The organism is Scandinavium goeteborgense (assembly GCF_003935895.2).
In the GTDB taxonomy this organism is placed as follows: domain Bacteria; phylum Pseudomonadota; class Gammaproteobacteria; order Enterobacterales; family Enterobacteriaceae; genus Scandinavium; species Scandinavium goeteborgense.
Map to the genome: position 1 here is coordinate 3,238,983 of NZ_CP054058.1, position 13,914 is coordinate 3,252,896.

Genomic DNA, 13,914 nt, shown 5'->3' on the forward strand with positions numbered 1-13,914 from the left:
GCTATGCTGACTCTCGATTTTCTCTGTCCGTTGCCTAACGGCCTGCACGCCCGCCCGGCCTGGGCGTTGAAGGAACAATGCAGCGCGTGGCAAAGCGATATTCGCTTTATCAACCACCGCCTGAGCACCCACGCCGATGGCAAAAGCTCGCTGGCGCTGGTCAGCACCGGCACCTTATTCAACGACAGCTGCTCGCTGGAAATCAGTGGCAGTGATGAAGAACCGGCCCGCCGCGCGCTGGAAATTTATCTCGAACAGCACTTTATCGACAGCGACAGCGTGCTGCCCGCCGTGGTCTCGCCCACGGCGCACCCGCTGCCGCGTTCACTTTCACGCCTGAATCCCCGTTTACTGACCGGCAACGTGCTCGCCAGCGGCATCGGTTTTGGGGAAATCACCCTCTGGCGCAGCGACAGCCTCGACGGCTACCGCGCCATTGCGCCAAGCCCGGAAGATATGACTCGGCTGGAGCACAGCCTGGCGGAACTCGCCGACAGCCTGAACCAGCAGCTTCGGTTGCTCGGCGGCGAAAGCAAAACCATACTCAGCGCCCATTTGTCTCTGATTCAGGATGAAGAGTTTGCCAGCAATATCCGCCGCATCATGCGCGACAATAAGCAAGGTCTGGCGGCGGCGATCATCGATAATATGGACGCTATCTGCGACAAACTGCTGGCATCCAGCAGCGACTATCTGCGTGAGCGCGCCAGCGACATTCGCGACATCAGCGAACGCTTGCTGCACATTACCTGGCCGCAGCACCGCAATCAGGACGTACTGCGCCTGACCCAACCCACCATTCTGGTGGCGGAAGATTTAACGCCCAGCCAGTTTCTCGGTCTCGACCTGACGCAGCTCAAAGGCATGGTGCTGGAGAAAACCGGTCGCACTTCGCACACGCTGATCCTCGCCCGCGCCTCGTCCATTCCAGTGCTCAACGGCTTTAGCGTGGCGGAACTCAGCGGGCTGGAGCATCGCCAGGCGGTACTCGACGGACAGTGCGGCGTGCTGGTTCCGGAACCGGACGTCGCGGTGATGGGCTATTACACCCTCGCGCGTGAACTCGACGACAAACGCGTGGCGCGCCAGACTGAGGACGCCGCGTTAACCGCGCTGTCGCGCGATGGGCAGCGCATCGAAGTGGCCGCTAACATCGGCAGCGCACTGGAAGCACCGGGTGCATTCAGCAACGGCGCGGAAGGCGTGGGCCTGTTTCGCAGTGAAATGCTGTACATGGACCGCCAAACGCCGCCGGACGAGCAGGAACAATTTGAGGCCTATCAACAAGTGCTGCTGGCGGCGGGCGATAAACCGGTCATTTTCCGCACCATGGATATTGGCGGCGATAAACCACTGAGCTATCTGAATATTCCGCAGGAGGAAAACCCGTTCCTCGGCTATCGCGCGGTGCGGATTTACCCGGAATTTACCGGGCTGATCCGTACTCAGCTGCGGGCCATTCTGCGGGCGGGCGCTTACGGAAACGCGCAGTTGATGATCCCGATGGTGCACAGCCTCGACCAAATTCTGTGGATCAAAAGCCAACTGCAGCAGGTGAAAGCCGAACTTCAGGCCGAAGGATTGCGCTTTGCCGCCAGCCTGCCGCTGGGGATCATGGTTGAGGTGCCGTCGGTGTGTTACATCATCGACCATTTCTGCGACGAGGTGGATTTCTTCAGCGTCGGCTCCAACGATATGACGCAGTATTTATACGCCGTAGATCGCAACAACCCCCGCGTTTCGCCGCTGTACAACCCCATCACCCCGTCGTTCTTGCGGATGCTGCGCCAGATTGTCAGCGTTGCCCATCGGCACGGAAAATGGGTCGGTATCTGCGGCGAACTGGGTGGCGAAAGCCGTTATCTGCCGCTGTTATTGGGGCTGGAACTGGATGAACTGAGCATGAGCGGACCGCGTATTCCGGCGGTGAAAAGCCAGCTGCGTCAGCTCGACAGCGCTGCCTGCCGCGAGCTGGCCAACAAAGCCTGTGAGTGTCGCAGCGCCGATGACATTGAAGCGCTGCTGCGCGAATTCACACCGGAAGACGACGCGCGTCCGCTGCTGGCGCTGGAGAATATTCTGTTCACCGACCGTCCTTTGCGCAAAGAGCAGATTATCCAGCTGCTGTGCGGCAATCTGGCGGTCAACGGGCGCACCGAGCATCCGCTGGAACTGGAAGAGGATATCTGGCAGCGTGAAGAAATCGTCACCACCGGCGTCGGGTTTGGCGTGGCGATCCCGCATACCAAATCGGCGTGGATCCGCCACTCGAGCATCAGCCTCGCGCGGCTGCCTGCGTTAACCGACTGGCAGTCGGAGATGGGCGACGTCGAACTGGTGATTATGCTCACGCTCGGCGAGCACGAAGGCATTAACCACGTGAAGGTTTTCTCCCAGCTGGCGCGCAAACTGGTCAATAAAGCCTTCCGTCAGTCGTTGCTGGAAGCCACCGATGCGCAGGCGATTCTGACACTGTTGAACGAAGAACTGAGCCTGTAGCGCTTACTGGAACCGCGCGCGATACTCTCCCGGCGTCAGCCCGAACTGACGCCGGAACAATCGGCTGAAATAGTCCCCATCCGGATAACCGCAGCGCAGCGCCACATCGCCAATCGACAGCTGATATTTTTGCAAAATCATCCGCGCTTTCGCCATTCTCACCCAGCGCAGGTAATCGACAAAACTCATGGTGCCCTGCTGGCTGAAGAGTCGCGACAGGTGATTTGGCGTGATATTGAAAAACGCCGCCACGTCTTCCCGCGTCAACGGTCTGGCGTAGTTATCCTGGATCCAGTTGCAGATACTTTGATAAAGAAACTGCGGGCGCGACGGCACAGCACCCACTTCAGTGACTGTACTTTTTCGGCACAGATGCAGAAAACTCAACGCCAGCGGCTGGATGATTTGCTGCTCCAGCGGCGAACGGCTGAGCAATGTCAGCGCGGTAAGCATCGCCTCCCCTTCACCGTGCTGCTGATGCGGAAACTCCACCTTTCGCAGCGGCGCGGGCGTATTGCCGTTGCGGCTGTCGTAAAACGCCATCCCGATCCACGCCGGGGCGAAAACCATACTCAGCACCATCGCCGAACGCGTAAACATCGGCTGATTGGCGGCACGCGGCGGAATAAACAGCATTTCGCCCTGAGCCAGCGTGTGCTGCGTTTCATCCAGCGCATTGCCGTATTCACCGCGGAGCACAATTTCAAGGCGCGGCATATCCAGACATAGCGCCCCGGCGGGCAGTGATTTTGCCGAACGGGCAAACCATACGCGGCCCAGGCGCTGCGGGTTGAGCACCAGCCCGCTGAGCAAATCGGCAAAGAAACGGCGGTCGGCAGGAAGGGGGGTCACCGGCATCATCTGGCCCTGAAAATGGCAAACGATGAGTGTAACCCGATGGCGGGAAATGTGAACGCCCGGCACGTCACGTACCGGGCTGAGCGATTACGATTTCAGGAACGTCAGCAAATCTTCGTTAATCTGCTGCTTATGGGTGGTGCAGATGCCATGAGAGCCGCCTTTGTAGACCTTCAGCTCCGCGTCGGGCAGCGTTTCAGCCGCCACTTTGCCGCAGGTTTCGAACGGCACAATCTGATCGTCATCACCGTGGATAACCAGCGTCGGGATGGTCATGCGTTTTAAGTCTTCACGCAGGTCGGTTTCCGAAAACGCTTTAATGCAGTCATAAAGCCCTTTGATCGAACCCTGTAATCCCTGCGCCGTGAAGCTCGCCCGCACTGCTTCTGACGCGCTTGCCCCTGAGCGGTTATAGCCGTAAAACGCCTCCGACAGCTCATGGAAGAACGCGCCGCGATCGTTCACGACGCCCTGACGGATACCGTCGAATACCTCGATGGGCACACCGTTGGGGTTGAAATCGGTTTTCACCATAATCGGCGTCACCGCGCTGATCAGCACCGCTTTTGCCACTCGCTCTGTGCCGTGGCGGCCAATGTAGCGCGCCACTTCGCCACCGCCAGTGGAATGCCCGACGTGCACCGCATCCTTCAAATTAAGATGGGCAGTGAGTTCCGCCAGATCGTCAGCATACTGATCCATGTTATTGCCGTCCCATGTCTGCGAAGAACGCCCGTGGCCGCGCCTGTCGTGGGCGATCACCCGGAAACCTTTCTCGCCCAAAAACAGCATCTGGTCTTCGAACGCATCCGCCGTCAGAGGCCAGCCGTGGCTGAATACCACTGGCTGCCCGCTCCCCCAGTCTTTGAAATAGAGAGTGCTGCCATCTTTTAGGGTCAATTTGTCGTAACCGCTCATGGGATCTCCTGGTTCATGGTCATGCTGACGCCGGATGGCGCAGCGGTGCTTAAGAAGCATATGCCAGATTTGAAATCGATCACGTTTATCGAACAAATATTATTCAAATCGATAAATCTTCCGGATATTTGAAGCCCGTCGCAAAGTGTTAATAAATGTGTCTGCGTGTATTTACAACCCCTGCCATGTTACCAGTATCATGTTACCGGTATCAGTGATAAACGCAGGGATTAAGCCAGGCTATCACTACCCTTTTCGCTGTCACGCTACAGAGGATACAAAGATGACAGAAGTTACGAACGCATTGGGAGCCGGTACGCTGCTCGGCATCGCAGCAGGGGCAGTCGCCCTGTTGCTGGTCTTGATCATGCGCTTCAAAGTGCATGCCTTTTTAGCCTTAACCCTGGTCAGCATCGTGGTGGCGCTGCTGACGAAAGTGCCTTTCGACAAAGTAGTACCGACGCTGCTGACTGGCTTCGGCGGCACGCTGGCAGGCGTTGCGCTGCTGGTGGGTCTGGGAGCGATGATTGGCCGACTGCTGGAAGTCTCCGGCGGTGCAAAAGTGCTGGCTGATACGCTGATTAACAAATTTGGTGAGCAACGTGCGCCATTCGCACTGGGCGTGGCATCGCTGCTGTTCGGCTTCCCAATCTTCTTCGACGCCGGTCTGGTGGTGATGCTGCCGATTATCTTCAGCGTCGCTAAACAGTTTGGCGGCTCCACGCTGAAATACGCCTTCCCGGCAGCGGGTGCGTTTGCAGTAATGCACGCGCTGGTTCCGCCCCATCCGGGCCCGGTTGCCGCGGCTGAACTGCTCGGCGCAAACATTGGCCTGCTGGTGATTGTCGGTCTGATTATCGCCCTGCCAACCTGGTATCTCGGCGCGTACCTGTACGGCCTGTACGCCGGGAAGAAATTCGACATTAAACTGCCGACCTCTTTCCTCGGTGCGGTCGAAGCCGATCCTGACCACAAGCCACCTTCATTCGGCATGGTATTGACCATTCTGCTGATGCCGCTGGTGCTGATTTTCCTGGAAACCGGCCTCAACACCGCGATTGTGCTGGGTTGGGTGGCGAAAGACGACACGCTGGTCAACTTCCTGCGCATGCTCGGTAAAACCCCGGTGGCCTTGCTGATTACCGTGTTCTTCTCCCTGATGGTATTCAGCCGCCAGCACAGCCTGAAGCATCTGGAAAAAATCTGTGACGGCGCATTAGGCCCAATCTGCGGCATCATTCTGGTGACTGGCGCGGGCGGTATGTTCGGTGGCGTTCTGCGCGCCAGCGGCATTGGCGACGCGCTGGCAGGCGTGTTGTCCGATACCGGCATGCCGGTCATCGTGGCGGCGTTCGTCATTGCGACGGCGCTGCGTGTGGCGCAGGGTTCCGCCACGGTGGCGTTGACCACGACCGCCGCGCTGGTTGCGCCGATGGTCCACGCTACAACCGGTATCAGCCAGCTAGACCTGTGCTTTATCGTGGTCGCCATCGCCGGTGGCGCAACAGTGCTGTCTCACGTGAACGACTCCGGTTTCTGGCTGGTTGGCCGCTTCCTCGAAATGGATGAAAAGACCACGCTGAAAACCTGGACGGTGATGGAAACGCTGCTCGGCGGCCTCGCCTTCCTGTTCGCGCTGATCGGTAGCATGATCTTCTAATGTGAGCTAAATCACTTCAAAGATCCGATCACAGTCAGTATCATGGTCAGACCCTAAACCCTCGTCCTGTACGACGAGGGTTTTCTTTTGGAAACAAGTAGCTGGATCTCAACCTGGAAAACATGGAGTCAACAATGACCAGACCCGCCATCATCATTAATGAGTTCGATGCCGAACGCATTGACCGCCTGCTGGAACGACCAGAGTGGGCAACTTCCCCGGTTGCGGCTGCGCTGAATGACGAACTGGATCGGGCGCAGATGTGCTCCCCGCAGGAGATGCCGCACAATGTGGTCAGCATGAATAGTCAGGTCCGCTTCCGCGATTTGAGCACTCAGGAAGAACGTGTGCGTACGCTGGTGTTCCCGGTCAATATGACCGACAGCGCAACGCAGCTTTCCGTTCTGGCACCGGTCGGGGCGGCACTGCTTGGCCTTCGCGTGGGCGATTCTATTCACTGGTCGCTGCCAAATGGCACCGAAACGCACTTAGAAGTGCTCGAGCTGCTGTATCAGCCAGAAGCCTCCGGTGAATTTAACCGCTAAGCGCATCTGAATGACTTTTCAGAGGATGTTCCCCTACATCCTCTTTCCGTTTCACCCTGCCACAAAACTTTACCCTCCCTGCACCGCCTGAAAGTGATATTTGCGACGTGAATGCCACAAAGTTGTCGCCGAATATGCTTGTATATAATCAGGATCGTTACATGGAGGTCATTGTATGTATAACACCATCATAATGCCGGTTGATGTCTTCGAAATGGCGCTGAGTGACAAGGCCGTTCGTCATGCGGAATTTCTCGCCCAGCAGGAAGGCATTATCCATCTTTTGCACGTCCTGCCCGGCTCCGCGAGCCTGACCATGAGCCGTTTTGCCGCCGATTTACGTCGCTTTGAAGAGCATCTTTTCCACGAGGCGGAAACGCGCCTGAAAACCATGGTTGACCATTTCAGCATCGACCCTTCGCGTATCAAAACCCATGTACTAATGGGCAACGTGCGTGACGTGGTGAACGAACTGGCCGAAGAACTCAAGGCCGACGTGGTGGTGATTGGCTCGCGCAATCCGTCCATTGCCACGCACCTGCTCGGCTCCAATGCCTCGAGCGTGATTCGTCATGCGCACGTGCCCGTGTTGGTGGTGCGGTAAATCCACAACCCGTCCACGCGTAAAAAAAGAGGCTACCTTTCGGTAGCCTCTTTACATTGCAGGTGTCGTCTTACTTTTTCGCCCGGTGGCGCTAACGCTTACCGGGCCTACAACATCCGTAGGCCCGTGCAAGCATCGCGCCGCCGGGCACTTTTTTATGCGGTGCGAATCAGATAATCAAACGAACTCAGGGAAGCTTTTGCGCCTTCGCCGGTCGCGATAATAATTTGTTTGTACGGCACGGTTGTACAGTCGCCCGCCGCAAACACGCCCTTCACGCTGGTTTCGCATTTGGCATCAATGATGATTTCGCCCATGCGGTTGCGCTCAATCGCGCCTTCCAGCCAGGTGGTATTCGGCAGCAGACCAATCTGCACGAAGATGCCGGAGAGTGGAATCTGATGCGTATCGCCGCTGACGCGGTCACGATACTCCAGCCCCACCACGCGGGTGCCGTCGCCTTTCACTTCGGTCGTTTGCGCATTCAGAATGATGTCGACGTTTTTCAGGCTACGCACTTTGTTCTGCAATACCTGGTCGGCTTTCATCTCTGGGGCAAATTCCAGCAGCGTTACGTGCTCAACAATACCCGCCAGATCGATAGCCGCTTCCACGCCGGAGTTACCGCCGCCGATCACCGCCACGCGTTTGCCTTTAAACAGCGGGCCGTCGCAGTGCGGGCAGTAGGTCACGCCTTTGGTACGATACTGATCTTCGCCCGGTACGTTCATATTGCGCCATTTCGCGCCGGTGGCAATGATAACGCTGCGCGCTTTCAGCACCGCGCCGGAGGCGGTTTCAATCTGATGCAGGCCGCCTTCTTCCGCCGCTGGCGTCAGTTTGCTGGCGCTCTGGGAGTCGATAACGTCCACGTCGTAGTCGGAAACGTGCTGCTTGAGCGCGCCCGCCAGTTTCTGGCCTTCGGTTTTCGGCACCGAAATGTAGTTTTCGATGTCGACGGTGTCGAGCACCTGGCCACCAAAACGCTCGCCCATCAGGCCAGTGCGGATGCCTTTACGCGCAGAGTAAACCGCCGCCGCCGCACCCGCCGGGCCGGAGCCGACAATCAGTACATCGTAGACATCACGTTTGTTCAGCTCTTCCGCCGCACGTTTTTCCACGCCGGTGTCCACTTTTGCCACGATCTCCGCCAGCGTCATGCGACCCTGACCAAACTCCTGACCGTTCAAAAACACCGCCGGAACGCCCATCACGTTGCGATCGGTAATTTCATTCTGGAAAACGCCACCGTCAATCGCGGTGTGCTTGATGCGCGGGTTCAGCACCGCCATCAGGTTCAGCGCCTGCACCACGTCCGGGCAGTTGTGGCACGAGAGCGAGTAATAGGTTTCAAATTCGAAATCGCCATCCAGATCGCGGACTTGCTCCAGCAGCGCCTGGGCTTCTTTTGACGGATGGCCGCCGGTCCACAGCAGTGCCAGCACCAGCGACGTAAATTCATGACCCAGCGGAGAGCCCGCAAAGCGCGGTCCGTGGGTAGCGCCCGGGTTGGTAATCAAGAAAGAAGGGTTGCGCACCGGCAGGCTGTTATCTTCTTTAAAGGTCACCTTCGGGGAGAGTTCGGCGATTTCCGCCAGCAGTTCCTTGATTTCTGCCGATTTAGCGCTGTCATCCAGCGTGGCAATCAGCTCAACAGGTTTCGTCAGTTTCTCAAGATAGGCCTTGAGCTGGGTTTTCATGTTTGTGTCGAGCATTGTTCTTCCCTCTCATAAAACATCATCATGCGAGCGGCCTTGTGCGGGCAGCTTGCATCATGGTGTTCAGGTTAATTGCCGGGTGACACTTCGTTTACCCGGCCTACGAGATTGTAGGCCCGGCAAGCACAGCGCCGCCGGGCATGACAAATTTAGATTTTGCCGACCAGATCCAGGGATGGAGCCAGTGTCGCGTCGCCTTCTTTCCATTTCGCCGGGCACACTTCGCCTGGGTGGGAAGCCACGTACTGTGCCGCTTTCACTTTACGCAGCAGGTCAGATGCGTCACGGCCGATACCTTCAGCGGTAACTTCAATGGCCTGAATGATGCCCTGCGGGTCAACGATGAAGGTGCCACGATCGGCCAGGCCTTCGTCTTCACGCATGTTTTCGAAGTTACGGGTCAGGGCGCCAGTTGGGTCGCCGAGCATCGCGTATTTGATTTTTGCGATGGTGTCGGAGCTGCTGTGCCACGCTTTATGGGTAAAGTGGGTGTCGGTAGAAACGGAGTAAATATCTACGCCCAGTTTCTGGAATTCTTCGTAGTGGTCAGCCACATCGCCCAGTTCGGTCGGGCAAACGAAGGTAAAGTCAGCCGGATAGAAGAAGAACACGCTCCAGCGACCTTCGGTGTCTTTCTCAGTGACTTCTACGAATTCGCCGTTTTTGAAAGCCTGGTTTTTGAAAGGTTTGATTTTGGTATTAATTAAAGACATCTGTACTTCCTCCGTGTTGTCGTTGAGAGGTAAGTTAACTAACTTTGATTCAACGGGCCAATGCGTTTCCCGTATCAAATCAATAAGCGTTAGCTAACAAACCGACGCAACGATTTTCATGAACCCAGAACGTAAAAAGGCCACCTTTTCAGGCGGCCCCGTTACCTGAAAGCCCCTGAGGGTGTTCAGTGCCAGTAAGCTGGCTTGCGTTGCGCTCTACACCCTTATTAAAGGCCGTAACAGCGGGACGGATTAGACCACTCACCTTATGCCAGCGCAATTGCGCCACGCCTCGGTCTTATCTATGGTTGTGATAGGCTCTACCATTCATTGGACATCATCCACCTATTTTACAAGGAGTTATTATGCGTAAACTCGCCCTACTGCTCACGCTGGCCCCCTTTCTGGCCACCGCCGAAGAGCTGCCCGCGCCGGTAAAAGCGATAGAGAAACAAGGGATTACGATAATCAAATCTTTCGATGCACCGGGCGGTATGAAAGGTTATCTCGGTAAGTATCAGGATATGGGGGTGACCATCTACCTCACGCCGGACGGCAAGCACGCTATTTCGGGTTACATGTATGACGAGAAAGGCGCTAACCTCAGTGAGCAGCTGATTCAAAAGGATATTTACGCCCCGGTGGGCCGTGAGCTGTGGCAAAAAATGGAGCAAGCGAGTTGGATCCTCGACGGTAAAAAAACGGCGCCGCGCGTGATTTATGTCTTCGCCGATCCGTTCTGCCCGTACTGCAAACAGTTTTGGCAGCAGGCGCGCCCGTGGGTTGAGTCCGGCAAAGTGCAGTTGCGCACGCTGATGGTGGGCGTTATCAAACCCGAAAGCCCGGCGACAGCGGCGGCGATCATGACCAGCAAAGATCCGGCAAAAACCTGGCATGACTACGAACAATCCGGCGGCAAACTGAAGCTCGATATACCGTCATCGGTCGCACCGGCTCAAATGCAAATATTGAATGAGAACCAGAAAATCATGGATGAATTAGGCGCCAACGCCACGCCTGCGATTTATTATCTCAACGATGACAATGCGCTCCAGCAGGTGGTCGGCTTGCCTGACGCTGAAAATCTGAAAGCCATGATGGGCGAAAAGTAAGTAAAAAGGTAAGGCGATGCGTTAATTGCCTTACCTTATTTAACACCCTCGCATACATTTATTCCCTCGCACCCTATAACATTCACAAGCCTTATATTTTATAAATCATTATACATTTGACATATATTTCAAAAATGAAGTACATACTTTACTAAAATACTTATTTTATATATGTTATATTTATAAAAAAGACACAATGAAAGGCAATGGAATGTCAATTTACAAATTCCCTCTTCAGCAAAACGTATTGACCGCGGCAACCGAAAGAATAAATTGGATGCTTAATAATTTTGAACGGGTTTGCATCTCATTTTCCGGAGGAAAAGATTCTACGGTCATGCTGCATCTGGCCGGAACATTAGCCAGAAAATTGAAAAAAAAGTTCAGCGTTTTATTTGTCGACTGGGAAGCGCAGTTCAGCAGCACAATTCAGCATTGTGAGGAGATGCGGGCAGAATATGCCGACGTCATCGACACCTTTTATTGGGTTGCCCTGCCGTTGACGACCCCAAATGCCCTCACGCAATTCACCCCAGAATGGTGTTGCTGGGAACCTGATACGCCTTGGGTGCGCCAGCCTCCCGCCGACGCCATCACCGATCCGGCCTATTTCCCGTTTTATCAACCGGGGATCACCTTCGAAGAATTTGTCAGCCATTTTGCCGAGTGGTTCTCTCAGAATCGACCGGCAGCCGTCAGTATCGGGATCCGCGCTGATGAATCCTACACCCGCTTTTTAGCCGTCGCCGCCAAGGACAAACTGCGTTTTGCCGATGACAAACCCTGGACCAGCATGGCGCGTGGCGGCCACACCTGGTATGTCTACCCCATCTATGACTGGAAAACGGCCGATATCTGGACGTGGTTTTCTCGCACCGCTCTGCGCTATAACCCACTGTACAACCTGATGTATCAGGCAGGTGTCCCGCTGCGCTACATGCGCATTTGCGAACCGTTTGGCCCCGAGCAGCGCCAGGGATTGTGGCTCTATCACGTCCTCGAGCCAGAGCGTTGGGCCGCCATGTGCCAGCGCGTCAGTGGGGTCAACAGCGGCGGGATTTACGCCGGTCACGACAATCAGTTTTATGGCCACCGAAAAATGGAAAAACCCGAGGGTTACAATTGGGAAACCTATGCCCTCTTTTTGCTCGAGACCATGCCGCCCTCAACCGCAAACCACTATCGCAATAAGATTGCCGTGTATCTGCACTGGTACCAAAAACGCGGAATGGACCCTATCCCCGATACCCAGCCGAAGGATATTGCGGCGAAAGATATCCCTTCCTGGCGGCGGATCTGCAAGGTGCTGTTGAACAACGATTACTGGTGCCGAATGCTGTCATTCAGCCCAACCAAGGCGAAATACCACCAGCGCTATAACCAACGCATCGCGAATAAACGTCAAGAATGGGGAATTTTATGCAACAGCAAATGATCGAACAGATGACGGCCTGGCTGGCAACGCTAAAGGAACCAGAACGTATAGAAGCGATTAATCATTTCCGGCAGGCGCTCCATCGAGAAAGTCCGTTTCGTGATCAGCCCGTGGACTGCGTGCTGTGGATAAAACAGGGGGACATCGCACCGAATGATTACAACCCCAACAACGTTGCCCCGCCTGAAAAACGGCTCCTGCTGAAATCGCTGGAAACCGACGGGTTTACCCAGCCAATTGTGGTACATGGGCCGCATAATAATCAGTACGAAATTGTGGATGGTTTTCACCGGCATCAGTTGGCGAAATCAAAATCGGTGCTCAAAAAGCGGCTTAAAGGCTATTTGCCCGTCAGCGTCCTGCATTCAGAAGCCGAGGATGAGCCCGGCCGTATGGCATCGACTATCCGCCACAACCGGGCGCGCGGTCGTCATCAAATCAACGCCATGGCAGAAATTGTGCGGGAACTGAGCCAGCTTGGCTGGACGGACGAAAAGATGAGTGTGGAACTTGGGATGGACGCCGATGAAGTCCTGCGCCTGCGGCAAATTAACGGTCTGCTGGATATGTTCAGCGACCGTCAATTCTCCGAAGCCTGGACGGTGAAATAATCAGAGTTTACACAGCCTTTCAGCGGCGGCCAGCAGCGTCGATTCCTGTTTAGCGAAGCACAGGCGAATGAGTTTGTGCGGGAAAGGATCGGCGCAGAATACCGACAGCGGGATCGCCGCCACGCCCACTTCCTTGGTCAGCCACTGACAGAAACTCACGTCATCGAGGCTGGAAATGGCGCTGTAATCCGCCAACAGGAAATAGGTGCCTTCGCAGGGCAGAATTTCGAGGCGACTATTGCCGAGGGCTTCAATAAACAGATCGCGACGCGCGCGATAGAAATCCGGCAGCTCGCGGTAATGTTGCGGTTCGTTGCGCAGCATATCCGCCAGCGCCAGCTGTGCCGGGGTATTCACCGCAAACGTCAGATACTGATGCACTTTTCGCAGCTCGGCGCTGATTTCCGCCGGGGCCACGCAGTACCCGACTTTCCAGCCAGTCATGTGGAAGGTTTTACCGAATGACGACACCGCCACCGAACGCTCACGCAACTGCGGATGCGCCAGCACGCTGGCGTGCCCTTCGACGGCAAAACAGATGTGCTCGTACACTTCGTCGCTCAGCACGTAAATTTCACGATCGGCAATCGCCTGCCACAACGCGTCAAAATCACTTTTCTGCCAAACGGTGGCCGACGGATTATGCGGCGTGTTGAGAATAACCAACCGGGTTTTGTCGTTCAGCAGTTCGGCAAACGCCTGCCAGTCGACGCGAAATTGCGGCGGCTGTAGCGCAATGCGCTTGAGGATGCCGCCGGAAAGTTCCACCGCAGGCGCGTAGCTGTCGTAGCTCGGGTCAAAGCAGATAACCTCATCGCCTTCACGCACCAGCGCGGTGATCGCTGCGTAAAGCGCTTCGGTCGCCCCCGCGGTGACGGTGATGTCGGTATTGGCATCCGGCGTATGCCCGTAAAGCGCCGCCGTTTTCGCCGCAATCGCCTCACGCAGCGCCGGTACGCCGGTCATCGGCGCGTACTGATTCGCCCCCTGAGACACATGAAACGCCAGACGCTCCTGCAAATAGCGCGGGCCATCGAAATTAGGGAAGCCCTGCGACAGGTTAATGGCCTGATATTCGTGCGCCAGGGCGCTCATCTGCGTAAAAATCGTGGTGCCTAAATTAGGGAGTTTACTCTGCGGAATCAGTCGGTTATGGCTCATTATCGTTTTACCCGAATGTAATGCGGTTGTTGCTGACACTATAACACGATGTTAGTATTTGGCAATCAAGACGCTTAGAC

At 55.8% G+C, this 13,914-nt stretch carries 12 protein-coding genes; 7 read left to right on the top strand and 5 right to left on the bottom strand.

All coding sequences use genetic code 11. The features are described 5' to 3' along the window. The first annotated feature begins 3 nt into the window (after positions 1-3). A complete protein-coding gene (ptsP, locus tag A8O29_RS16455) occupies positions 4-2,499 on the top strand; it encodes a phosphoenolpyruvate--protein phosphotransferase (protein ID WP_125355681.1) in 2,496 nt (831 codons plus the stop codon). A gap of 3 nt (positions 2,500-2,502) precedes the next feature. On the opposite strand, the gene A8O29_RS16460 is transcribed toward ptsP, so the two are convergent. Together A8O29_RS16460 and A8O29_RS16465 are read right to left on the bottom strand one after the other, a co-directional pair. Continuing rightward, a complete protein-coding gene (locus A8O29_RS16460) occupies positions 2,503-3,357 on the bottom strand; it encodes a helix-turn-helix domain-containing protein (RefSeq protein ID WP_125355695.1) in 855 nt (284 codons plus the stop codon). An 87-nt stretch (positions 3,358-3,444) separates the two neighbouring features. After that, positions 3,445-4,275 carry an alpha/beta fold hydrolase gene (locus A8O29_RS16465; protein WP_110512380.1) on the bottom strand — a complete coding sequence of 277 codons (831 nt, stop codon included), beginning with the start codon at positions 4,273-4,275 and terminating at the stop codon, positions 3,445-3,447. Positions 4,276-4,558: 283 nt separating this feature from the next. On the opposite strand from A8O29_RS16465, the gene A8O29_RS16470 reads away from it, so the two are divergent. The 3 genes from A8O29_RS16470 (at position 4,559) to uspG (ending at position 7,084) form a co-directional block, all read left to right on the top strand. Beyond that, positions 4,559-5,935 (top strand): GntP family permease, encoded by a 1,377-nt coding sequence (locus A8O29_RS16470; RefSeq protein ID WP_125355678.1) that lies wholly within the window; start codon positions 4,559-4,561, stop codon positions 5,933-5,935. A gap of 134 nt (positions 5,936-6,069) precedes the next feature. Then, positions 6,070-6,480, top strand: coding sequence for a nucleoside diphosphate kinase regulator (rnk, locus tag A8O29_RS16475; protein ID WP_125355676.1), 411 nt, complete (start codon positions 6,070-6,072; stop codon positions 6,478-6,480). Between the two features lie 175 nt (positions 6,481-6,655). Continuing rightward, positions 6,656-7,084: a universal stress protein UspG gene (gene uspG, locus A8O29_RS16480; RefSeq protein WP_110512377.1), complete on the top strand. Its 429-nt coding sequence runs from the start codon at positions 6,656-6,658 to the stop codon at positions 7,082-7,084. Between the two features lie 155 nt (positions 7,085-7,239). Here uspG and ahpF read toward each other — a convergent pair whose 3' ends face one another. Both ahpF and ahpC read right to left on the bottom strand, forming a co-directional pair. Beyond that, entirely contained in the window at positions 7,240-8,799 is a 1,560-nt protein-coding gene (gene ahpF, locus A8O29_RS16485; RefSeq protein ID WP_125355674.1) for an alkyl hydroperoxide reductase subunit F, read from the bottom strand. Between the two features lie 152 nt (positions 8,800-8,951). Next, positions 8,952-9,515: an alkyl hydroperoxide reductase subunit C gene (gene ahpC, locus A8O29_RS16490; protein ID WP_110512375.1), complete on the bottom strand. Its 564-nt coding sequence runs from the start codon at positions 9,513-9,515 to the stop codon at positions 8,952-8,954. A 365-nt stretch (positions 9,516-9,880) separates the two neighbouring features. On the opposite strand from ahpC, the gene dsbG reads away from it, so the two are divergent. From dsbG to A8O29_RS16505, 3 genes are all read left to right on the top strand, one after another. Beyond that, complete coding sequence (dsbG, locus tag A8O29_RS16495; RefSeq protein WP_125355672.1) at positions 9,881-10,627, top strand: thiol:disulfide interchange protein DsbG; 747 nt, start codon at positions 9,881-9,883, stop codon at positions 10,625-10,627. Positions 10,628-10,838: 211 nt separating this feature from the next. Then, positions 10,839-12,062: a phosphoadenosine phosphosulfate reductase gene (locus tag A8O29_RS16500; RefSeq protein WP_125355670.1), complete on the top strand. Its 1,224-nt coding sequence runs from the start codon at positions 10,839-10,841 to the stop codon at positions 12,060-12,062. Continuing rightward, on the top strand, positions 12,047-12,673 hold the full coding sequence (locus A8O29_RS16505; protein ID WP_125355668.1) for an IbrB-like domain-containing protein: 627 nt from the start codon (positions 12,047-12,049) through the stop codon (positions 12,671-12,673). Before A8O29_RS16500 ends, A8O29_RS16505 begins: the two co-directional genes overlap by 16 nt. Here A8O29_RS16505 and A8O29_RS16510 read toward each other — a convergent pair whose 3' ends face one another. Continuing rightward, positions 12,674-13,834, bottom strand: coding sequence for a pyridoxal phosphate-dependent aminotransferase (locus A8O29_RS16510; RefSeq protein ID WP_125355666.1), 1,161 nt, complete (start codon positions 13,832-13,834; stop codon positions 12,674-12,676). Between the last annotated feature and the right edge of the window lie 80 nt (positions 13,835-13,914).